Genomic DNA, 20979 nt, shown 5'->3' with positions numbered 1-20979 from the left:
AATATAATATTAGTGAACATGAGGATTTTTCATGTACGGAAGAGATGTAATGACTTTAAGATTTAGTTGAAGCAGGGGAATGTAAGGTGAGCAATATAATTAAATAACATTATTTTGTCATGTGAAATATGTACCAAAATTGGAGATAGAATAGTTTGCGAATGAGTTTATAAAGGTATATAGTATGGGATGTCATAATTAGTGGATTAATCTTGGGAGAAAACAGGAAATGTTACAAATTTATTTTGTTAAATAGAAACCAAGGTCAAAATGTTTAAAAAGAAATAGTTGAATAAATACTAGCTTCAAATTATAATTACTAATATTCTTCATATAGTTAAATAAAGATAATCTATTTGAAGAAGAAAATTTGAATAGAGAGACAGACTTATAAAAAATAAGCCTTGGATGATTAAAAGAGGTGGAGAAATGAAACAGTTCTTATTAAAGAGCAAAAGTGTGTTAAGCAATCATTTTGGATTCTTTCTGTTTGCCGTTATTTTATTTTGGCTCAAAACATATGCCGCGTATGTAACGGAATTTAATTTAGGAATTTCAAACACAATCCAAAAATTCTTGCTGTTTTTCAACCCGCTTAGTTCAGCAGTTCTATTTTTAGGACTTGCATTATTTGCAAAAGGGAAACGATCTTATATTTGGTTAATCGTTATCAACTTGTTATTGTCGATTCTTTTATACGCAAACGTAGTATACTATCGCTTTTTCAGTGACTTTATTACGTTCCCGACATTAACACAAACGAATAACTTTGGAGATTTAGGTGGTAGTATTCTTGCGTTGCTACATCTTTATGATCCACTATACTTTTTAGACACGATTATATTAATTGTGTTAGTCGCAACAAAATTTGCAAATCCAAAACCAATTCGTGTTGCGAAGCATAAATTATCTCTAGTATTTGTAGCAGGTATTTTATTATTCAGTGTTAACTTAGGTCTTGCAGAGTCTGACCGTCCTGAATTATTAACAAGAACGTTTGACCGTAATTATATTGTGAAATATTTAGGGGCATACAACTACACAATTTATGATGGAATTCAAAGTGCGAAAGCAACGACAGAACGAGCATTAGCTGATGGCGATAATATGACAGAAGTACGAAATTATTTAACATCAACTTATGCAAGTCCAAATCCTGAGTATTTCGGTAAAGGAAAGGGAATGAACGTAATTTATATTCATTTAGAGTCATTCCAAAACTTCTTAATTGATTACAAATTAAATGGTCAAGAAGTTACACCGTTCTTAAACTCATTTACAAAAGATGCGAATACACTATACTTTGATAACTTCTTCCATCAAACAGGACAAGGGAAAACATCTGATGCGGAGTTTATGTTAGAGAATTCAATGTTTGGTTTACCGCAAGGTTCTGTCTTTACAACGAAATCTCATAATACGTATCAATCAGCACCAGCTATTTTAGGACAACAAGGATACACATCAGCAGTATTCCACGGTAACTACAAAACATTCTGGAACCGTGACGATATTTATAAATCATTTGGTTTTAATAAATTCTTTGATGCGTCATACTACGATATGAATGAAAAAGATGTAGTAAACTACGGATTAAAAGATAAACCGTTCTTTAATGAATCTATTCCGTTATTACAAACGTTGAAACAGCCTTTCTATACGAAGTTTATTACGTTATCGAACCATTTCCCTTATCCAATCGATAAGGCAGAAGCAACGATTGAACCAGCAACAACAGGTGATTCATCAGTAGATACGTACTTCCAAACAGCACGCTATTTAGATGAATCTGTAAAAGGCTTCATCAATTACTTGAAACAATCTGGTTTATATGATAACTCAATTATCGTTATGTACGGAGACCATTACGGTATTTCAGATAATCATAATGCAGCAATGTCAAAAGTAATGGGTAAAGAAATGAACTCATTTGAAAATGCACAGTTACAACGTGTGCCTTTAATCGTTCGTGTACCAGGGGTGAAAGGTGGCGTACAACATCAATATGGCGGTGAAATTGACGTTCTTCCTACGTTATTACACTTACTAGGTACAGATACGAAAAACTATGTTCAATTCGGTTCAGATTTATTATCACCAGAGCATAAACAAGTCGTTGCGTTCCGTAACGGTAACTACGTAAGCCCAACTGTTACTGCACTAAACGGCAAATACTATGATACAACAACTGGAAAACCTGTAGAATTTACAGATGAAATAAAGAAAAATGAACAAATGGTTCAAAACTCACTAAAATACTCTGACCAAGTCGTAAATGGTGACTTATTACGATTCTACACACCGGAAGGATTCACTCCAGTAGATCGTTCGAAGTATAACTATAACAATCGTGATAAAAACAAAACGAAGGTAAAAACGACTCCGGAAGGGGAAGCTAAATAATAAAAGGCGCTATTCATATGAATAGCGCTTTTTATTTGTAAATATACCATCATTATTAGACAGAACTAGCTGTTGCTTTTTGTTTTGCTTTTCCGAAGAAAACTACACCGACGATGATAATAATGATAAATGCCCATTTAATGAAAGGGTTACTTTCGAAAAATCCAGCAAACCATTTCTCATCTACAATCATTTTTGCAGCAGTATAAGCTAAAACGGCTGCTCCAATCGTAATGATGACAGGAAAACGATCCACCCATTTTAAAATCAATGTGCTGCCCCATACGACTACAGGAATAGACACTAATAATCCAATGATTACTAAAGAAAAGTTACCATGGGCAGCTCCTGCAACAGCGAGTACATTATCAATGCCCATTAACGCATCAGCGATAATAATGGTTTTAATAGCAGACCAAAATCCTTCTTCGGCTTTAATATCATGATTTTTACCCTCAGCAATCAACTTGTAAGCGATCCATATAAGAAGTATACCGCCAATTAGGAGTAAACCAGGTATTTTTAATAACCAAACGACAACTAAGGTAGCGAGGGCTCTAATAGCGATCGCCCCGACAGTACCCCATATGATAACTTTTTTTTGTTGGTCTTTCGGTAATCTTCTTGCTGCTAATCCAATTACGATGGCATTATCTCCGGCTAACACTAAATCGATTACAATGATGGCAAGCAAGGCAGACAAATATTCAGATGAGAGAAACTCCATATACATATCACTCCTTATGGTTAATATGTGCTAAAGTGTTGATAATATAAAAAGGGTTGAAATTTTATATTCAATCCATAATTTCTTAATATATTTTGATAAATCTGTTTTAATTTCGTATAAGTCGCTTTTGCAATCTTTTTTGTTTTTCGATTCTTTTTCTTAATTTTCGATTCATCTTTTTAATACGGTTTTCTTTTCTACTATCCCAGTTATCACTTCTGATTTCATTAATAGATGTATCTTCCTTAGCGCGAAAACGCCTTACTTTTTTTACGAAGGAAAGGGGGATGTTGCCGATAACACCTTGTTTTTCTAACGAATCCTCTTTACCTAGACACCAATCAGGATGAGATAATAAATAATCGAAATCAAATATTATCTCGTATTTTTTATCCATATATGTATACCATTCATCTAAAGTACACTTATTTTTTGTATGTAAATATATTGATCCATCAGTCATAGCGCAGCACCAATAGTCAAAATAGCTCCATAGTACCCATTCTTTCGGTACATCTAGTGTTAAAATTACCATTTTTGAATTTGTTCTACCCCAAGCTTTATGATTTCGATTTGGGTGATTATTTGCTTCCCAGACCCAAATAGGATAGTTACCTTCGTAATGAGGCAATCTTGTTTTAGCAACGCGCACCATCCAGTCATATGAATATAAATCGTCTGGATCGATGAATTCTTTATTACCTTCTAAATAATCAAGTTTCTTAAATTGTTTCCAAGCTTCTTCAGTTTGTACTGTATATACGATCATATGGCACCTACTTATTTAAACTAAATTTTAGTATAACATGTGATTTTGAATTTTTATTGATATTAGAGAAGGGGGAATTTGAGTCGAATATACGAAGAGAAATTCCCAAAACGACAAAAAGGCTTGATTCCCAGCTAAAGGGAATCAAGTCTTTTCATTACATACGATTATCATGCCAGAAGTTTAATGGGAAATGTTCGTTCTCATTATATGCTTCTAATTCATATCCTTTTTCTTTCAGTCCTTTAATAATTCCAGGTACTGCTTTTACTGATTGTGGATGAATATCATGCATAAGGATAACTTCTGTTGGATTTGTAGCACCATGTAACACGTTCTCTACAATTTTAGCAGATGCAGCATCAACTTGCATTTTGTTGTATTTCCAGTCTAAAGAATCAATTGTCCAATCCCAAACTTTTAAGCCATTTTCTACAACTTTGTTGCGAAGAGCTTCGTTTAATCCTGGCATAGAGCCGTAAGATGGACGAGTTAATACTGGTGATTTACCTAAAACACCAGCGATTAAGCCTTGGTCTTCCTTCATTTCATCTACGTAATGACCTTCTGTGTAAAGTTTCTTGTAGTTATGAGTCATACTGTGCATCCCAACGTAGTGGCCTTCAGCATCTTCGCGTTTTACAAGATCAGGGAAAGCTTTTACGTTTGAACCAATTAGGAAGAATGTTGCTTTTGCATTTTCTTTCTTTAACATATCTAAAAGCTCAGCTGTGTATTTTCCAGGACCATCATCAAATGTTAAATAAGCGACTTTTCTAACTTGCCCGTTATAATGTTTAGGAGCTTCTTTCGGAGCAAGAGATGTTTGAATCTCACTTACAAGTTGAACAGATTTTGCTTCATCCTCTGTACTAGCTAGAGCAGTATGTACTGATCCCAAAGCCGCTTCGTATGTGAATAATACCCCCGCACAAACTAACATAGCCCTTTTTACTAAAGTTGTCATTCGAATTCCATTGTGCATAATTTTCCTTCTCTCTATAAAAGTTCTACTCTACTATATTAGCAATTATAGGTAGGGAAATGCAAAAAAACTTTTTTACAAGTGTAAAAAAGTTTACTCAAAAGTATGCAAGATTGTATATCAATTGCAGTTTTGAAAAATAGGATGAATTTAAACTTTATTATTTAAACTTTCAATCATCAAATTTAAATCTTCTAATAAGGATGCATGCGCTTTTTTAGGAGAACCTGTATCAAAGGGAGGCTGAGGGTCGTATTCTAACATGAGTTGAACTGCTTTGCTTTTTTCATCTCCAAATTCCCAAGCTATTAACTGAAGGGCCATATCAATACCTGCAGATACACCAGCAGCTGTTATAATTTTTTCATGGCGCACGAATCTCTCTTCAGTTGGAACAGCTCCGAGAGAACGAAGTAAGTTAAAACAGCTCCAATGACTAGTAGCATTAACACCATTTAGTAGACCAGTAGCACCTAAGATTAAGGAGCCCGTACATACAGTTGTAGTCCACTTTGTCGTTTTATGTATTTGGAGAATCCAATTAAGAGTTTCTTCATCCTTCATAAGTTGTGTAAAGTTTGGTGGACGACATCCGGGAATAATAAGAATATCTGCTGAAGTAATTTCATTAAAATTGTAATCAGCATGTAAATAGCCCATTTTCGAATCTAATTTTATTAATCCCTTCGTTTTAGCAACAAATTTTATGTTGTTGTTGCTTTCTGCAGCAAATACTTCGTATGGACCAATAGCATCTAATGCAGTAATTCCATCATAGAGCATAATAACGATTTCCATTAAAACCTCTCCTTTATTTGTTACGAATTGAATCTAGTAACGATAAGGAAGATAAAATTATTGAATATTCTTTTATCGTTACTTTAAATATACTATACCCCTAATGTGTATCGCTTAGTGCAACTGTGTCAAAGGTGTGACGAAATCTATGAATAGGTTCATTTATTTTGAAAAGATGTATTCACTTATTTAATGGGTAAAAGTTTAATTTACTTGGAATTTCTATTAAAAACGATATGCAACTTTCACAGAAAGAAGAAATGAAAAATATAGTACTTAGGCTAAAGTCTTAAAACGAAAGGAGACTAATCATACTTTCGTATCATTTCATTTTCGTTCCAATTATTGATTCGAATATTTTTGTTTTTTATTAAAATATTGGTAAAGAAACAATTACATGAAAAAAGGAGTGGGAATATGGATAATTATATTTGCACTACATGTGGAGTACAGTATCCCGAAAATGAAGAAGCACCTTCTCGCTGTAAAATTTGTAATGAGGAAAGACAATATGTTAATCCAATTGGGCAGTCATGGACAACATTAGAAACGATGCAAAATAGCAATTTATACAAAAACGAAATAATAAAAGAAGAAAGCGGTTTGTATAGCATTACTACTAAACCTAAATTTGCGATTGGACAAACAGCATTTTTAATACAAAGTAAAACTCTAAATATTATGTGGGATTGCATTAGTTATTTAGATGATAAAACGATACAACGTATATATGATTTAGGTGGTATTCAAGCAATAGCACTTTCTCATCCACATTATTACTCTACACAAGTTAAATGGGCGGAAACATTCAATGTACCTATTTATATTCATGAAGATGATAAAGAGTGGGTGGTTCGTCCGAGTAAGCAAATTAAATTTTGGTCTGGGGAGCATCTGATATTATCGGAAGAACTTACATTGCATCGCTTAGGAGGCCATTTTAAGGGGGGAACTGTTATACATTGGAAAGACGGTAATGAAGGGAAAGGCATTTTGTTATCAGGTGATATTATACAAGTAGTTTCGGATCGAAAATGGGTAAGTTTTATGTATAGTTATCCCAATCTCATTCCATTACCAGCGAATAAAGTTAGAGATATGGCAGAGAAAGTAAAAGATATCCAATTTAGTCGACTATATAATGCATTTCATGGTGTGGTGGAAGATGCGAATAAAGCTGTACAAAGATCTGCTGATCGGTATATAAAGGCCCTGCAAGGAGAACTATTTCATACGTAATAGCTTGTAATTCATCTCTACATTTATATAACTAACTTTATATGAATTTTATACTAAAGTCCTATTGTTTATTAACTAATAGGTCTTTCAACTTAGGAAGTTCACACTAATGAGGGATGTTAAAGGGAATATATGTAACCTATACTAATTACTATAAAGCTTTGGAAAATGAAAAGGAGGAGATTTGCATGAAGAATTGGGTTCAATTTAGAATTGCAAGACCAACAGATAAATTTGAAGAAGTGATAAATTTTTATGAAACAGGATTAGGTTTAAAACGTATAGGGGAATTTCACAATCATGAAGGATATGATGGGGTTATGTTTGGCTTACCAGATGAAGAGTATCATTTGGAGTTTACTACACATGTTAATGGAAGTCCATGTCCGGCACCGACAAAAGATAATTTACTAGTTTTTTATATGCCTAATAAAGATGAAATTGAAAAGATAGTGAATCGATTAAGTAATATGGGCTATCATGAGGTGGAACCAGAAAACCCGTATTGGATAGAGAAAGGAACCACAATAGAGGATCCAGATGGTTGGAGAATTGTGCTTATGAATGCATCTGAATAAAGAAACTATTTTCATATGAAATAGAGTGTAACAAAATGATTTAGACATAAATCCCTACAGTGTTTGTAGGGATTTTTATATAAGAAGATCTTATTGAGAGAGTTATTAAAATGTAGAAAGTATTTTGGCTAAGAACAAATGTAATAAACATAATTTATGAAGGAGGTATAAAAGTATGATAGTAAACCATTTTGAAGAGTTTTCTAAACATGTTGGAAATACACCTCTCATGAAATTAAAATGCGAAGAAACGAAGGATCTTTCTATTTATGCTAAATGTGAATGGCATAACCCTACAGGGTCAATTAAGGATAGGGCAGCACTTGGAATGATTAATAAATATTTACAAGAAGCGGACAAAAAACAAAATATTTTAGAGTATAGTGGTGGAAGCTTAGCGAGGTCAATTGGGTGTATTTGTAATTATTTAGGGATTCAATGCACGTTAGTTTTAAGTTCTGGAACCGGTAAATCTCTATTAAATGAACTTGATCGTTATGGTGCTAACGTAATCTTAGTTGATAAATGTAAAGGGTTCTACGCAGTAATTGAGAAAACAATAGAGATTAGCAAACAAAAGCCAGAATTATACTTTTTATTCCAACATTATAATAATGCAAATCTAGTAAGTCATATAGAAGGTACAGGGCGAGAAATTATTGCACAAATGAATGGAAAACCAATACATGCATGGGTAGCATCTGCTGGTACTGGTGGGACTCTAATGGGAGTCTATACAGCAATAAAGAATTATACAAAAAATGTTGAACTACATTTAGTAATGCCTGCTGAATTGCCTTATGGTTCGGAACAACCACCAAATGATTTAAAGAAATATGCTGGATCAGGTGGGTTCGGCTTAGGAAGGAAACAACATTTCATAGAACAGGAAGAAAATTTGATAGAAAAACAATGGACTTATTCATATGAAGATACCCTGTATGAAATGGCACGTTTTTACAAAGATACTGGTATAAAAATAGGAACTTCTGCGGCAGCGAATTTATTAGCAGCTAAACAAATTGGGAAAGAAAAAGGTGCGAATTTTAATGTAGTTACAGTTTTTCCGGACGCAGGGTCAATAGAAGAGTGGTCAGATGTAAAAAATTTAGTTGAAAAAATAGGTGATTGAGAGGACCATTAAAAGTTCTTTCGTAGTTTATATCTTATTCTACGCAAAATTGATACCATCAAAAAACTGTATGTTTAACATGTACAGTTTTTTAATGGTATAGCTGTGCAATGTTTAGAAATTTCACATACCGTATTTTAAAAATAAATATAGGAAAAACAAAAAGTAATGTAGAATATATCGTACATACATATATACAGTCAACATAAAAGATAAAGAGGTGGGTATATGTTACTTGAGGAAGTAATGCAGCAACTAGAGGAATATGGAACAGAACAAAATCGAAAAACGTATAAAAACCACGGAGCGAAAGAGCCATTATTCGGAGTTAGTTTTGCGAATCTAAAATTGTTAAAAAAGAAAATAAAAAAAGATCACGATTTAGCAGTTGAATTGTGGGAAACAAAAAATATGGACGCGATGACATTAGCAACTTATATTTTAGACCCGAAGAATATAACAGCAGAACAGCTTAATAGTTGGGTTCAGGATGTTGATTATTACTGTTTAATGGATGTTTTTATGACATCTATATGTACTTCGCCAATTGCAATAGAAAGAATGGAAGAGTGGACAAAGTCTAATGATGAATGGATTGGAAGAGCTGGCTGGTCTTTATTAGCAAATATATCGATTAAAAATAAAGCGTTACATGATGATTTCTTCTCTCCATACTTAGAAGAGATTAAAGAAAATATACATAATGAAAAAAATAGAAAAAAAGAAGCGATGAATAGTGCTTTAATCGCAATAGGAATTCGTAATGAAGACTTAGAGCGACAAGCGATTGAAATCGCACGTGAAATTGGAAAAGTAGAGGTTGATCACGGTACAACATCATGTAAAACACCAGATGCAGAAAGCTATATAAAAAAAGCGAGAGAAAGAGCTGAAAAAAGAAAATGAAATAAGAAAAGAGGAACGGTTATGAAACCCATTGAAGCAGCACAAGGCATAATTACATCACAATTTCCGAATTGTGATGTAGCTTTACTCGGCGGAAGCGTTGCACGAGGAGAAGCGACGAAAACATCTGACCTTGATATTGTAATAGTTGACCAAAGTTTAACTTCTTGTTATAGAGAATCTTTCTATAGTAATGGATGGCCTGTTGAAGTGTTTGTTCATAATTTTACAACATATAAAACCTTTTTCAAAATGGATTGTGATCGAGGGAGACCGTCGTTACCACAATTAGTTTCAGAAGGGGTTGTATTAAAAGGGGAAAAGGAAATTGTTGAGAAATTAAAAAAAGAAGCGAATGATTTACTACATAAAGGACCAGCTAAATGGACCGAAGAAACGATTAAGCAGAAGCGATATTTTATTACGGATACTTTAGATGACTTTATTGGTGCAACAAAAAGAGAAGAAGAATTGTTTATCGCTAATTTATTAGCGGATTTAGTACATGAATATGTATTAAGAGTAAATGGTAGGTGGCTTGGGAGTTCAAAATGGTTTATTAGAGTGCTAAGAAGATATGATGAGCAATATGCAAACAAATTTGTAGCGGCTTTTGATCATTTTTATAAAACGGGAGAGAAAAATGAATTAATTCATTTTATAGAAATGACGTTAGAACAGTATGGTGGAAGAGTGTTCGAAGGATTTTCTATTGGTAAATAAAAAGGGGAGAGAAAAATGAATGTACCATATGTTCAATTAAGAGAATTGACACTAGATGATGTAGAAGATCGCTATCAATGGTCGTTAGATAGCGATGTAACAAAGCATTTAGTCGTACCAGACCAATATCCTCCGTTCACTCGTGGAGATACGAGAATCTGGATTGAAGCTTGTATAAGCCGAAAAAATGGTTATGAACAAAGGGCGATCGTTACTGAGAAAGGTATACATATTGGATGGGTAGACCTTAAAAATTTTGATAAAACAAATAAAAATGCAGAACTAGGAATTGCGATTGGAAATAAAGACTATTGGGGTAAAGGATTTGGAATGGCAGCTCTAAACAGCATGTTACAAATAGGTTTTTCCCAGTTTGAATTGGAGAAAATTTGGTTACGTGTAGATGAAGATAATACACAAGCTAAAAAGAGTTATGAAAATGCCGGATTTGTATGCGAAGGGTTAATGAGAAATGATCGATTGAGACAGGGAAAGTTCATTCATCGCTATCGTTACAGTATATTAAAAGAAGAGTATGAATTAAAAAATAATAACCTATAAAAATATTATGTCAATTAAAAAGGGGAAGATAAAATGATTCGATTACTTACAAAAGCGGATGCAAAACAATATTGGGAGTTACGTTTACAAGCACTACAAGTAAATCCAGAAGCATTTGTAACGACTTATGAAGAAGCAGTACGTCAAGAAAACCCTCTTGAACGCGTTGCTAGTAATCTTTCATCCAACAGTAGTTTTACATTTGGTGCTTTTAATAATGAAAATCGTTTAGTTGGGGTTGTTACTTTATTAACAGAAGAAAAGGACGCATATAAGCATAAAGGGCATATCGTTGCAATGTATGTAGATACTGAAAATCGAAGAAGTGGTCTTGCACGTGATTTAATACGTAAAGCAATTGAAAGGGCAAAAGAGATGAAGCTAGAGCAATTGAATTTAGGGGTTGTGTCAACGAACGAACCAGCCAAACGATTATATGAATCAATGGGATTTAAAACGTACGGAATTGAAAAAAGGGCTATAAAAATGAATGGTGTGTATAGTGATGATGAACATATGGTGTTGTTCTTTTAAGAGAGGAAGTTTTGTATGAAAGATCTCCATTTAGAAAGAAATCTGGACCCTCAAGTAGCGATTTTGTATGCGACGGTTGCTGATACGTTTAATAGATTGCAAAGGTTAGTAGAAGGTACTGAAGAGAACGAACTATCCTATAAAGGGTCTGAAAATAATGAAAATAGTATTGGGCAGTTACTTCAGCATTTAGCAGTTGTCGATTTACATTGGGTGTATCGTTTCAAGGGAGAAGATGTTCCAACAGCATTTGAAAATAAATATGGTCCTATGTTGAATGAAGTAGGAGAAATACCGAGTTTAAGAAAATACACGTTGCAAGAGTTAATGCAAGATTATGAAGCAGTGCAAAAATTGTTTTATGAAGAATGTATGAAACTAACAGAAACTGATTTAACGCGGGAAGTTTTGTATGAAAAAGGGGAAAATGCGACTATAAGATGGGGAATTTGGCATATAGCAGATCATAATCGGTATCATCAAGCACATATAAGTCGATTGAGGAAATTATATAGAGAATATAAACTACATATTCTTTAATTTTTGAATGAACAAACGCCCCTAAATAATAATTAAAGGAGGCGTTTATTTTTATTTGTTTGCTTTTCTTCCCAAGCTATCATTAAATTTTTATGATAATCTTTTGGTTTTTCAATAGAAAACCAGTAAATTGAATGTGCAATAGTTGGTAGTCATCTTTTATGGCGGATTCGTATATTTTCATGGTGAGTATAGTGGGTCGAGATTAAGGTAGATTTTGACCCTTGAAAATTTTGGTATGTAATATCCTTGATTTCATACCAATACACTTTATTCCCATGCAAATCTACTACAATTCTTTCATCATCCCAATAGGAACCTATATCGTTTGCACGTGTTTTCCATAAGGTTAGGGCATACTTTAGTAGCCATAAGGAGAAAAATATTGAAATAATTCCTAGTAAATCAAATTCTTCCATTAAAGATAAAACACTTATTAGAAGGAAAAAAACTCCGAAAGAAAGAACAAATAAAATAGATTGTATAGAGGCTCTGTATATTTTCAGTGTTATCACATCCATAGAAGTAACTTATTTTTAAAATTATTTCTGTTTAATGTTTTTATATTAAGTATAATAAATGAATGTATTATTATCTTTTTCATTGCAAGTGAATGGAAAGTGAAATGTAAGTTTGTATGTAGATTTTTCATCGCGTATACTAAAATATATGTTATAGAGATTAAAAATTAAATACAAGGGGTTTTACAATGAAAGCAATTGTTATAGGGATACTGGCATCATTTTTCTTTGCCTTTACCTTTGTTTTAAACCGGGCAATGGACTTAGAAGGTGGAAGCTGGATTTGGAGTGCATCATTACGGTATTATTTTATGGTTCCAATGCTATTACTTATTGTTATGTATAGAGGGAACTTAAAGCAACTCTTTCAATATATGAAAAACAATCCGAAAGAATGGTTAGTATGGAGTATCGTTGGATTTGGTCTCTTTTATGCACCGCTTAGTTTTGCTGGAGCGTTCGGACCAGGTTGGCTCGTTGCATCAACATGGCAAATTACAATCGTTGCAGGGATTTTGTTAACACCATTTTTTGCGGTGGATCCACTACATAAAAAACTTCCGATGAAGGAATTAGTTATGTCGGGCATTATTTTATTCGGTGTTGTTCTCATGCAAGTAGAACATGCTTCTTCATTAGGTATTCGTGAAACCGTTTTATGTGTAGTTCCTGTACTTATTGCAGCATTTGCGTATCCTCTTGGAAATCGAAAAATGATGCAAGTTTGTAAAGGGGAATTAGATGTATTTCAGCGAGTACTCGGTATGACATTAGCAAGTTTACCATTTTGGTTTTTATTATCTGGTTACGAAGTATTAACTGGCGGATTACCGTCAAGTAACCAAGTTTTTCAATGTTTTATTGTAGCAGTTAGTTCTGGGTTAATCGCGACAATATTATTTTTCTTTGCAACAGATCTTGTAAAAGATAATCCACAAAAACTAGCAACAGTGGAAGCGACGCAGTCTGGTGAAGTTTTATTTGCGCTAGTAGGAGAGCTGATATGGTTATCTGCACCAATTCCGTCATCTTTATCTTGGGTTGGTATGAGTCTCGTTATTATTGGAATGATACTTCATAGTTATGTGGCTGTCGTTGTAAAAAAAGAAGAAAAAATAACGGCGTAATGAGATTAGCTCTTTTTATTAAGAGTTAGTCTTTTTTCATAGAAAGGGATGAAAATATGAATTTACAGCGTGTTGAACAAATTGAAAAAGATTCAATATTAAATGTGCTACAATATGCGGTCGGTCCAAATGAAATAAGCTTAAAGAAGGCAGTAATATTTTATCAAAGTAATAAAGGGACTTTGTACAAATATGAAGAAAAAGCTTGTATAGGTATTGAAGTAATCGGAGCAACTAAAGCACGAGTATGTCATATAGCAGTGGCTTCAGATTATCGTCAAAAAGGAATTGCACTGCAAATGATTAAAGAAGTGGTAAGGATATATCAATTGACTTATATAGAAGCAGAGACAGACGATGGGGCGGTAGAATTTTATAAAAGAATTGGTTTTCAAGTTAAAAGTTTAGGAGAAAAATATATGGGAATCGAAAGATTTCATTGTTATTTGGAAAAATAGTATAAAAATATGCATATGGAGTATAGCTTGAAAAAATAAGATTTACATTTTTCTTCATTTAATAAAACTCTCGCTTATCATTCTCTACGATTTTAATAGAGTTTTGAGGCTTCAGTACACCCATATACATATTTTTGTAGTAATGAATATGATTAAGTTAAAAATTAAGAAAAATATGATAATATATTTATATAAAAGTTTAAATTTACGTGGCTAGTGAGGGAACCAATATGAAAATGAATGAAATAGTAGCAAGCACACAATTTCCAAATACAATCGAAACAATAACAAAAGATTTAAAAGCATTAGGAATCGAAAAAGGAATGACAATTATCGTTCATTCATCACTAAGTTCTATCGGATGGATATCTGGTGGTGCGGTTGCCGTAGTAGAAGCATTAATGAAAGTTGTTACGGAAGAAGGAACGATAATAATGCCAACGCAATCTTCGGATTTGTCCGATCCGAAACATTGGTCAAGACCACCTGTACCGGAAGACTGGTGGCAAATTATCCGAGATAACGTCCCTGCATTTGATTCACGTATAACCCCAACAAGGGGAATGGGTGAAATAGTTGAATGTTTTCGTACATATCCGAATGTAGTACGTAGTAATCATCCGTTAGGAAGTTTTGCTGCATGGGGAAAACATGCAGTAGAGATAACAATGAACCATTCATTATCAATGAGCTTTGGAGAAGAATCTCCATTAAGAAAAATATACGATTTAGACGGGTACGTATTATTAATTGGTGTTGGATATGATTCAAATACGTCTGTTCATTTATCCGAGGTGCGTACTGGTGCATGTGAGTTAATACAAGTAGGAGCACCTATTATAGAAAACGGTGAAAGAGTGTGGAAAGAGTTTGTTGAAATGGATTACGAATCTGAGAAGTTTGTAGAAATTGGTGTGGAGTTTGAGCGAAAAGGAACTGTAAAAAACGGGAAGATAGGTAATGCAACGTGTCGTCTAATGAAACAGCGTGATATAGTTGACTTTGGAACAGAATGGTTTCGTAAGAAAAATTAGTAAGGGATGGTTACAATGAAGGGGAAAAAGGTATTAATTACGAGCGGTGGTTGTCTAGAAAAATGGGATCAAGTACGCGGGCATACGAATATGGCTAAAGGTACAATCGGAAGGATAATCGCAGAAGAACTTCTAGCTAAAGGGGCACATGTTATATATTTACACGGTTATTTTGCGGAGAAACCGAGCGATGTACATAGAGGGTTAGAATTACATCCATTTGAAGGGATTGTTGATTTACAAGATAAAATGAAAAGTATCATCACACATGAAAAGGTTGATGCGGTTATTATGGCAGCGGCTGGATCAGATTGGATTGTGGAGAAGATCTGTGATCAAGATGGTAATGTTCTTAATATGAACGGAAAAATTTCAAGTGATATAGCACCGATTATTCACTTTCAAAAGGCTCCAAAAGTATTAAAACAAATAAAAGAATGGGACCCAGAAACAGTACTTATTGGTTTTAAACTTGAAAGTGATTTAAATGAAGAAGAACTGTTTGAAAGAGCGAAAAATAGAATGAAAGAAGCAAGGGCGAATGTAATGATTGCGAATTCACCACATTCTTTATATTCGCGCGGAGCTGTGCATTATGTAATTGGACAAGATGGTAAAGGGAAGTTGTGTAATGGGAAAGATGAAACAGCGAAAGAAATTGTCAAAAGCTTAGAGGTATTATGTAATCGTGTCACTGCTTTTTAAAATTAAGTTTTTAGATAAGAATGAATCCGCATAGTAATAAGTAAGCGAAACTTTAATTGGTGGGAATTTTACTTTTACACGAATGTGAAGCGTATATCAATCAAGAGCTATACACAGAATAATTGGTGAGGAGTGGATTCTATGGAACATTTATTAAAGCAAGCTATTAAACTTAGAAACGAAAAGAAATATGCGCAGTCTAAAGAGATGCTTATAGGATTAACAAACTTTACAAAGGATGCAGAAGTACTGTATCAGTGTGCGTGGATACATGATGTAATGGGGCTAGAAACAGAAGCAGTTCCGTATTATGAGCAGGCAATCGCAAATGGACTTGATGGCGAATCCCTTTGCGGTGCTTATATTGGTCTAGGAAGTACATATCGTTGTATAGGGGAATATGAAAAGGCAATTACAGTATTAGAAGCTGGGGTGAAAAAATTCCCAGAGAACGATCCGATGAAAGTATTTTTATCATTAGCAAAATATAACGTAAACGATCACGAGTCAGCGATGAAATTATTACTTGAAACTGTCGTGAAAGTAGAGGAAGTAAAAGAATTTGAACGTGCCATTTCATTTTATAAAGACCACTTAAATGAGGTTTTTAAATAAAGGAGTGAACGTATGAATGTTACACTATCGCGAAGGCGAAAAGGTATTTGGATTGGACTCGTCTCTTTAATTATGCTATCAAACTATTTATTGTATGCTCTTCCAATAGTACCAGCTGCGCCGAAAGAAGTTGTACTTGGGTCATTATTAGATTGCATGTTTGTCATTCCAATCATCACGTATTTCTTCATTATTCGAAAAAGGTACTCGTTAACGTATATAGTTCCTGTTGTAATAGCTGGTTATATTTTTGCAAGATTTATTATTCCAAGTGACTATTTACAAGATTTTTCATACGTTTCTTATATTATAGTTGCAGGAGAAATTGCTTTTGTATGTTTAGAGTTATTCCTTCTATATAAAATTGTTAGAAAGCTTCCTACCATAATAAAAAAATATAAAGAATATAAAAGTGAGTACTCTTCATTTTCTTATGCAATTGATGCTGCGTTTGACGCTACTATGAAAAGAAATAAATTAATAGATATCATTGTAACGGAGTGTAAGTTAATCTATTATGCATTTTTATCGTGGCGTGAAAAAGTACCAGAAGGTGAATACGTATACTCATATCACAAAAAGACTGGTGCAATAGGTGTATATATCATGATCATCCATGCGACCTTAATAGAAAGTATTGGTTTTCATTATTTGCTACACCAGTGGAATCCAGTAATAGCATGGATTTTACTTATTTTAAATGTATACGCGATGATTTATTTTATAGCTGAAATACAAGCGATGCGTAAAAATCCACTTATCGTAACAGAAGAACAAGTAATCATTCAAATTGGATTAGGAAAGAAAATTGTTATACCATTTACACAAATTGATAATATTGCGTTTTACAAGGATGAATTGCTAACGGCAAAAGAAGGGAAACAGGTATTGGATGCAACTGTTATGGAGTTCATAAAAGAACCTGCTACTTTTGAAATAACATTAAAAGAGCCAGTGAAAGCACAGTTGTTATATGGATTTTCTAAAACAGTAAGTCGTGTGCACTTAAATGTTGATGAAGAACGAAAATTTTATGATGCGGTTAAGGAAAAGTTAAAACATGAGTAATAGTGCTGTTAGTTACATAAAAACAAATGAGTTTCCGTTAGAAGTGAAAAAATATGAAACATGGATAGTGAAAAACTCTTTCTAAATAAGAAGGAGTTTTTCTTGTGCATTTGTATAAATCATTATATAAAGAAGTATGTAATTGAGGATAGAACTAGTATGAGGGGAAACAAAATAATGAATAAGTTACTTACATCGAAAAGTGAAATTATAGAAAGAAAAATCCGGTATAACTCAACAATAGTAGATCACAATTGTTTATTACTTGAAAAGCAATCACAAAGTATCGTTTTATTTCACGAGGTGCAGTATTCATTTACAATGACTGCAAAAGATACTAAGTTAACAATCCCAAAAGGAAGTTATACAATCGCATATTATTGGAAAGATCGTCCGTACAATTTATACGTATGGAGAGATATAAAAGGGAAGTATTTAGGTTCCTATTTTAATATCGTAAAAAACACACAAATAAAAGACGAAGTGGTTTCCTTCGAAGATTTAATCATCGATATTATGGTACTTCCAAATGGAGAATACTTCCTATTAGATGAGGATGAATTACCAGAACCATTAGGAAATTTCGAAGGTGGTTATGTGAACGAAGCTCTTCATTTATTAACGGATACAATTAAAACGTTCCTTCCAAAAATAATAAAAGGGACTGCTGATATCTTTAAAAATAAATAATGTTCGCTAAAACCTAGTTGACTTATCGGAAATATTTGTATAATATGTACTTAATTCCATAACGTATTGCTGATTGGAGAAACCAAAGGCATTTTATCTGTTGATAAAATGCCTTTGGTTTTTTTATTGCACAAATACTGAATCTGTTCATTTATATGAATCATTTTAAGGAGGAGAAGAAATGACTGTTTCAATTGATGGGGTATCAAAATATTTTTTGAAACAAACTGGTACTGTTCAAGTATTAGAGAATATTAATTTTCAATTAGAGAAAGGGGATTTTGTTACAGTAATTGGTCCGAGTGGGTGCGGAAAAAGTACATTACTAAAAATTGTTGCAGGTCTAGATAATGATTTTGAAGGTGAAGTTATTATTGACGGGGAGCCTATCTTAAAAACGAGCAAGAAACAAGGTTTTATTTTTCAAGAGCATAGGCTTTTTCCATGGTTAACAGTTGAAGAAAATATAGCGGCAGATTTGTCGTTAAAAGATAAGTATGTGAAAGATAAGGTGAGAGAATGGGTTGAAATCGTTCGGTTAGATGGCTTTGAAAAATCGTATCCGAAAGAAATTTCAGGCGGGATGTCACAACGTGTTGCGATAGCGAGAGCGTTATTAAGAGATCCGAATGTATTATTACTTGATGAACCTTTTGGAGCGCTGGATGCTTTTACTCGAAGTCATTTACAAGAAGTATTGCTGAATATTTGGGAGCAGAAGAAAACAACAATGATATTCGTTACACATGATATAGACGAAGCGATATATCTTTCAAACCGAATTATCATTATGAGTGCAAAACCAGGGAAAATACATAAAGTGATTGAAAATAATTTGCCTTATCCGCGAAATAAAACTTCTCAATCGTTCCAACAACTTCGAACGAAAGTATTACAGCAGTTTGAATATGGAGGGTTGATTCAAACAAGTATATAGGAAAAGGGTGATTTTATATGTATAAAAAATTTAAAATTCTTTCTTTTGCTTTAGCTATATCAGTATTTTTATTAGGATGTGAAAAAAGTACAGTAAGTAGTAAGAAAGAAGATGTAACAATACAAATTGGTATACAACAAGGATTAAGCCCGCTATTACTAGCAAAGAAAAAGGGGTGGTTTGAAGAGGAGTTTAAAAAAGAAGGAGTTAAAGTGAAATGGACAGAGTTCCAAAGTGGACCTCCTTATTTTGAAGCAATCGCATCAAACCGATTAGACTTTGGTGAAGTAGGGAATTCTCCAGTCATTTCAGCGCAAGCAGCAGGTATTGGATTTACCGAAATCGCCAATACAAGTTATGCGAGAAAAGGAACTGGAATTCTCGTTCAAAAAGATAGCAAAATTGCGAGTGTAAAAGAGTTAAAAGGTAAAAAAATTGCAGTAGCAAAAGGAAGTAGTGCTTTTAATTTATTGTATCGAGCACTTGATAAAGAAGGTATTGATGCAAAAGATGTAAATGTCATTCAATTACAACCAGATGAAGCTCAGCCTGCATTCGAATCAGGATCAGTAGATGCATGGGCGATTTGGGACCCTTTCATATCATTACATACGTTAAATAAAGGTGCGAAGGTGATTGCAGACGGTGAAACATTAAATGTCTCTTCACCAGAATTTTTAATTACGAGAACAAAATTTGCGAAAGAACATCCAGAATTAGTTGAGAAATTCCTCAAAGTTTATGAGAAAGCACGTGTATGGCAAGATGCTAACTTAGATGAAGCAATAAAAGTATATACTTCTGTAAAAAAGATAGATGCGAAGATCGTAAAAGAAGTGTTTAATCACGACAAACCAATTTTAGTTCCAGTAACGAAGGAAATAATAGCAGAACAACAAAAGACAGCGGATTTTCAATATAAGCTCGGTTCTATAAAGAAAGAAATTAAGACGGAAAAAGTTGTAGATAATTCTTTCGTAGAAAAAGCATTGAAAGCGAAGTGAAAAGAGGTTTTGTAAAGTGGAAAATACGAAAGCTGTTATGAAACCAGCGAGTATAACGATTAAGAAAAATGACATAAAGAAGGTACGAAAGTTAAATGTAAAAGTTTTAGTAAGGGCGATTACTATACCGGTTATTATATTAATAATTTGGCAGTTGGCTGGCGTATTCGGTCTTGTTTCTAAAACAGTTTTACCAACACCATTAGATATTTTTCTAGCTTTCCAAGAGCTTATTAAAACAGGAGAGTTATTCGGCCATTTAAGTATTAGTGTATTCAGGGCTGCGGCTGGTTTCTTTATTGGTGGGGGCTTAGGAATCATTTTAGGAACAATTGTTGGATTTTCAACGAGAAGTGAGCAATATTTAGACCCATCTGTGCAAATGTTAAGAACTGTACCTCATTTAGCTGTTGCGCCGCTTTTTGTATTATGGTTCGGTTTTGGTGAAACATCGAAAGTGTTATTAATTGCAGATGGTGCATTTTTTCCTTTATACGTAAACGCATTTTTAGGTATTAGAGGTGTGGATTCAAAGTTATTTGATGTTGCGAGAGTGTTAGAGTTTAGCAAAAGAAAACTAATTACGAAACTAATTTTACCATCTGCATTGCCTAACCTTTTACTAGGAGCAAGGTTATCGTTAGGTGTTGCATGGGTGAGTTTAGTAGTAGCAGAACTTATGGGATCTACAGAAGGTATTGGTTATATGATTATGGATGCAAGGCAATTTTCAAATACAGATATCGTATTTGTCGGCATAATTATCTTTGCATTTGTTGGGAAGTTTTCTGACTCTCTAGTACGTTTACTAGAAGTGAAGTTTTTAAGATGGCGAGATAATTTTAAAGGTGAGACTGGGAATTAACATATAAATTATTAGGGGTAATTTATATAGAATTTGTTAGTATACGTTTCAAAATAA

Annotated in this window: 24 protein-coding genes; 19 read left to right on the top strand and 5 right to left on the bottom strand. The window is 33.5% G+C overall.

What is annotated here, in order from left to right; genetic code table 11:
- The first annotated feature begins 429 nt into the window (after positions 1–429).
- On the top strand, positions 430–2403 hold the full coding sequence (gene ltaS / locus ATL10_RS12585) for a lipoteichoic acid synthase (protein ID WP_110496965.1): 1974 nt from the start codon (positions 430–432) through the stop codon (positions 2401–2403).
- 55 nt (positions 2404–2458) lie between these two features.
- Here ltaS and ATL10_RS12580 read toward each other — a convergent pair whose 3' ends face one another.
- The 4 genes from ATL10_RS12580 to ATL10_RS12565 all read right to left on the bottom strand — a co-directional run bounded on the left by ATL10_RS12580 (position 2459) and on the right by ATL10_RS12565 (position 5685).
- Entirely contained in the window at positions 2459–3130 is a 672-nt protein-coding gene (locus ATL10_RS12580; protein WP_000395169.1) for a TerC family protein, read from the bottom strand.
- 109 nt (positions 3131–3239) lie between these two features.
- Positions 3240–3902 carry a DUF3841 domain-containing protein gene (locus ATL10_RS12575; RefSeq protein WP_097923909.1) on the bottom strand — a complete coding sequence of 221 codons (663 nt, stop codon included), beginning with the start codon at positions 3900–3902 and terminating at the stop codon, positions 3240–3242.
- A gap of 157 nt (positions 3903–4059) precedes the next feature.
- Positions 4060–4887, bottom strand: a complete 828-nt coding sequence (locus tag ATL10_RS12570) for a peptidoglycan-N-acetylglucosamine deacetylase (RefSeq protein ID WP_000551449.1) — start codon at positions 4885–4887, stop codon at positions 4060–4062.
- Positions 4888–5037: 150 nt separating this feature from the next.
- Positions 5038–5685: a DJ-1/PfpI family protein gene (locus ATL10_RS12565; RefSeq protein ID WP_075717741.1), complete on the bottom strand. Its 648-nt coding sequence runs from the start codon at positions 5683–5685 to the stop codon at positions 5038–5040.
- Positions 5686–6102: 417 nt separating this feature from the next.
- On the opposite strand from ATL10_RS12565, the gene ATL10_RS12560 reads away from it, so the two are divergent.
- The 8 genes from ATL10_RS12560 to ATL10_RS12525 all read left to right on the top strand — a co-directional run bounded on the left by ATL10_RS12560 (position 6103) and on the right by ATL10_RS12525 (position 11898).
- Entirely contained in the window at positions 6103–6924 is an 822-nt protein-coding gene (locus ATL10_RS12560; RefSeq protein WP_110496963.1) for an MBL fold metallo-hydrolase, read from the top strand.
- 188 nt (positions 6925–7112) lie between these two features.
- Positions 7113–7502, top strand: a complete 390-nt coding sequence (locus tag ATL10_RS12555; protein ID WP_000800663.1) for a VOC family protein — start codon at positions 7113–7115, stop codon at positions 7500–7502.
- Positions 7503–7677: 175 nt separating this feature from the next.
- Positions 7678–8634 carry a PLP-dependent cysteine synthase family protein gene (locus tag ATL10_RS12550; RefSeq protein ID WP_075720272.1) on the top strand — a complete coding sequence of 319 codons (957 nt, stop codon included), beginning with the start codon at positions 7678–7680 and terminating at the stop codon, positions 8632–8634.
- Between the two features lie 228 nt (positions 8635–8862).
- A complete protein-coding gene (locus ATL10_RS12545; protein WP_075720274.1) occupies positions 8863–9540 on the top strand; it encodes a DNA alkylation repair protein in 678 nt (225 codons plus the stop codon).
- Between the two features lie 21 nt (positions 9541–9561).
- Positions 9562–10263, top strand: coding sequence for a nucleotidyltransferase domain-containing protein (locus ATL10_RS12540; protein ID WP_075720276.1), 702 nt, complete (start codon positions 9562–9564; stop codon positions 10261–10263).
- Positions 10264–10278: 15 nt separating this feature from the next.
- The gene (locus tag ATL10_RS12535) at positions 10279–10824 is read left to right on the top strand and encodes a GNAT family N-acetyltransferase (RefSeq protein WP_075720278.1); all 546 of its coding nucleotides are present in this window, start codon (positions 10279–10281) and stop codon (positions 10822–10824) included.
- 33 nt (positions 10825–10857) lie between these two features.
- Positions 10858–11358 (top strand): GNAT family N-acetyltransferase, encoded by a 501-nt coding sequence (locus ATL10_RS12530; RefSeq protein ID WP_000620322.1) that lies wholly within the window; start codon positions 10858–10860, stop codon positions 11356–11358.
- Between the two features lie 15 nt (positions 11359–11373).
- Positions 11374–11898: a DinB family protein gene (locus tag ATL10_RS12525; protein WP_000653846.1), complete on the top strand. Its 525-nt coding sequence runs from the start codon at positions 11374–11376 to the stop codon at positions 11896–11898.
- Between the two features lie 152 nt (positions 11899–12050).
- Here the strand turns inward: ATL10_RS12525 and ATL10_RS12520 are convergent, their stop codons facing one another.
- Positions 12051–12419, bottom strand: a complete 369-nt coding sequence (locus ATL10_RS12520; protein ID WP_257129873.1) for a hypothetical protein — start codon at positions 12417–12419, stop codon at positions 12051–12053.
- 188 nt (positions 12420–12607) lie between these two features.
- Here ATL10_RS12520 and ATL10_RS12515 point away from each other — a divergent pair, with 188 nt between their 5' ends.
- The 10 genes from ATL10_RS12515 (at position 12608) to ATL10_RS12470 (ending at position 20922) form a co-directional block, all read left to right on the top strand.
- The gene (locus ATL10_RS12515) at positions 12608–13546 is read left to right on the top strand and encodes a DMT family transporter (RefSeq protein WP_110496961.1); all 939 of its coding nucleotides are present in this window, start codon (positions 12608–12610) and stop codon (positions 13544–13546) included.
- Between the two features lie 56 nt (positions 13547–13602).
- Positions 13603–14004 (top strand): GNAT family N-acetyltransferase, encoded by a 402-nt coding sequence (locus ATL10_RS12510; protein WP_023522256.1) that lies wholly within the window; start codon positions 13603–13605, stop codon positions 14002–14004.
- A gap of 230 nt (positions 14005–14234) precedes the next feature.
- Positions 14235–15038, top strand: coding sequence for an AAC(3) family N-acetyltransferase (locus ATL10_RS12505; protein ID WP_000783341.1), 804 nt, complete (start codon positions 14235–14237; stop codon positions 15036–15038).
- A 15-nt stretch (positions 15039–15053) separates the two neighbouring features.
- Positions 15054–15743, top strand: coding sequence for a phosphopantothenoylcysteine decarboxylase domain-containing protein (locus tag ATL10_RS12500; RefSeq protein ID WP_000676727.1), 690 nt, complete (start codon positions 15054–15056; stop codon positions 15741–15743).
- A gap of 141 nt (positions 15744–15884) precedes the next feature.
- Positions 15885–16358, top strand: a complete 474-nt coding sequence (locus ATL10_RS12495; protein WP_000400637.1) for a tetratricopeptide repeat protein — start codon at positions 15885–15887, stop codon at positions 16356–16358.
- 12 nt (positions 16359–16370) lie between these two features.
- Positions 16371–17426: a hypothetical protein gene (locus tag ATL10_RS12490; protein WP_001103387.1), complete on the top strand. Its 1056-nt coding sequence runs from the start codon at positions 16371–16373 to the stop codon at positions 17424–17426.
- Between the two features lie 177 nt (positions 17427–17603).
- Positions 17604–18116 carry a ribonuclease FAU-1 family protein gene (locus ATL10_RS12485; protein ID WP_097924029.1) on the top strand — a complete coding sequence of 171 codons (513 nt, stop codon included), beginning with the start codon at positions 17604–17606 and terminating at the stop codon, positions 18114–18116.
- A gap of 181 nt (positions 18117–18297) precedes the next feature.
- A complete protein-coding gene (locus ATL10_RS12480) occupies positions 18298–19053 on the top strand; it encodes an ABC transporter ATP-binding protein (protein ID WP_000218578.1) in 756 nt (251 codons plus the stop codon).
- 17 nt (positions 19054–19070) lie between these two features.
- Entirely contained in the window at positions 19071–20057 is a 987-nt protein-coding gene (locus ATL10_RS12475; RefSeq protein WP_090977750.1) for an aliphatic sulfonate ABC transporter substrate-binding protein, read from the top strand.
- A 16-nt stretch (positions 20058–20073) separates the two neighbouring features.
- Positions 20074–20922 carry an ABC transporter permease gene (locus tag ATL10_RS12470; protein WP_090977753.1) on the top strand — a complete coding sequence of 283 codons (849 nt, stop codon included), beginning with the start codon at positions 20074–20076 and terminating at the stop codon, positions 20920–20922.
- Positions 20923–20979 lie beyond the last annotated feature (57 nt).

It is taken from the genome of Bacillus sp. 196mf, assembly GCF_003217275.1.
GTDB classification, from domain to species: domain Bacteria; phylum Bacillota; class Bacilli; order Bacillales; family Bacillaceae_G; genus Bacillus_A; species Bacillus_A thuringiensis_S.
This window is presented reverse-complemented; position numbering and strand designations above follow the sequence as displayed.

Coding starts and splice junctions, on each gene's coding strand:
- ATL10_RS12555 (WP_000800663.1), top strand. CDS start 7,113: ATGAAGAATTGGGTTCAATTTAGAATTGCAAGACCAACAGATAAATTT.
- ATL10_RS12475 (WP_090977750.1), top strand. CDS start 19,071: ATGTATAAAAAATTTAAAATTCTTTCTTTTGCTTTAGCTATATCAGTA.
- ATL10_RS12525 (WP_000653846.1), top strand. CDS start 11,374: ATGAAAGATCTCCATTTAGAAAGAAATCTGGACCCTCAAGTAGCGATT.
- ATL10_RS12510 (WP_023522256.1), top strand. CDS start 13,603: ATGAATTTACAGCGTGTTGAACAAATTGAAAAAGATTCAATATTAAAT.
- ATL10_RS12550 (WP_075720272.1), top strand. CDS start 7,678: ATGATAGTAAACCATTTTGAAGAGTTTTCTAAACATGTTGGAAATACA.
- ATL10_RS12500 (WP_000676727.1), top strand. CDS start 15,054: ATGAAGGGGAAAAAGGTATTAATTACGAGCGGTGGTTGTCTAGAAAAA.
- ATL10_RS12515 (WP_110496961.1), top strand. CDS start 12,608: ATGAAAGCAATTGTTATAGGGATACTGGCATCATTTTTCTTTGCCTTT.
- ATL10_RS12560 (WP_110496963.1), top strand. CDS start 6,103: ATGGATAATTATATTTGCACTACATGTGGAGTACAGTATCCCGAAAAT.
- ATL10_RS12545 (WP_075720274.1), top strand. CDS start 8,863: ATGTTACTTGAGGAAGTAATGCAGCAACTAGAGGAATATGGAACAGAA.
- ATL10_RS12570 (WP_000551449.1), bottom strand. CDS start 4,887: ATGCACAATGGAATTCGAATGACAACTTTAGTAAAAAGGGCTATGTTA.
- ATL10_RS12485 (WP_097924029.1), top strand. CDS start 17,604: ATGAATAAGTTACTTACATCGAAAAGTGAAATTATAGAAAGAAAAATC.
- ATL10_RS12495 (WP_000400637.1), top strand. CDS start 15,885: ATGGAACATTTATTAAAGCAAGCTATTAAACTTAGAAACGAAAAGAAA.
- ATL10_RS12540 (WP_075720276.1), top strand. CDS start 9,562: ATGAAACCCATTGAAGCAGCACAAGGCATAATTACATCACAATTTCCG.
- ATL10_RS12580 (WP_000395169.1), bottom strand. CDS start 3,130: ATGGAGTTTCTCTCATCTGAATATTTGTCTGCCTTGCTTGCCATCATT.
- ATL10_RS12535 (WP_075720278.1), top strand. CDS start 10,279: ATGAATGTACCATATGTTCAATTAAGAGAATTGACACTAGATGATGTA.
- ltaS (WP_110496965.1), top strand. CDS start 430: ATGAAACAGTTCTTATTAAAGAGCAAAAGTGTGTTAAGCAATCATTTT.
- ATL10_RS12490 (WP_001103387.1), top strand. CDS start 16,371: ATGAATGTTACACTATCGCGAAGGCGAAAAGGTATTTGGATTGGACTC.
- ATL10_RS12520 (WP_257129873.1), bottom strand. CDS start 12,419: ATGGATGTGATAACACTGAAAATATACAGAGCCTCTATACAATCTATT.
- ATL10_RS12565 (WP_075717741.1), bottom strand. CDS start 5,685: ATGGAAATCGTTATTATGCTCTATGATGGAATTACTGCATTAGATGCT.
- ATL10_RS12480 (WP_000218578.1), top strand. CDS start 18,298: ATGACTGTTTCAATTGATGGGGTATCAAAATATTTTTTGAAACAAACT.
- ATL10_RS12505 (WP_000783341.1), top strand. CDS start 14,235: ATGAAAATGAATGAAATAGTAGCAAGCACACAATTTCCAAATACAATC.
- ATL10_RS12530 (WP_000620322.1), top strand. CDS start 10,858: ATGATTCGATTACTTACAAAAGCGGATGCAAAACAATATTGGGAGTTA.
- ATL10_RS12575 (WP_097923909.1), bottom strand. CDS start 3,902: ATGATCGTATATACAGTACAAACTGAAGAAGCTTGGAAACAATTTAAG.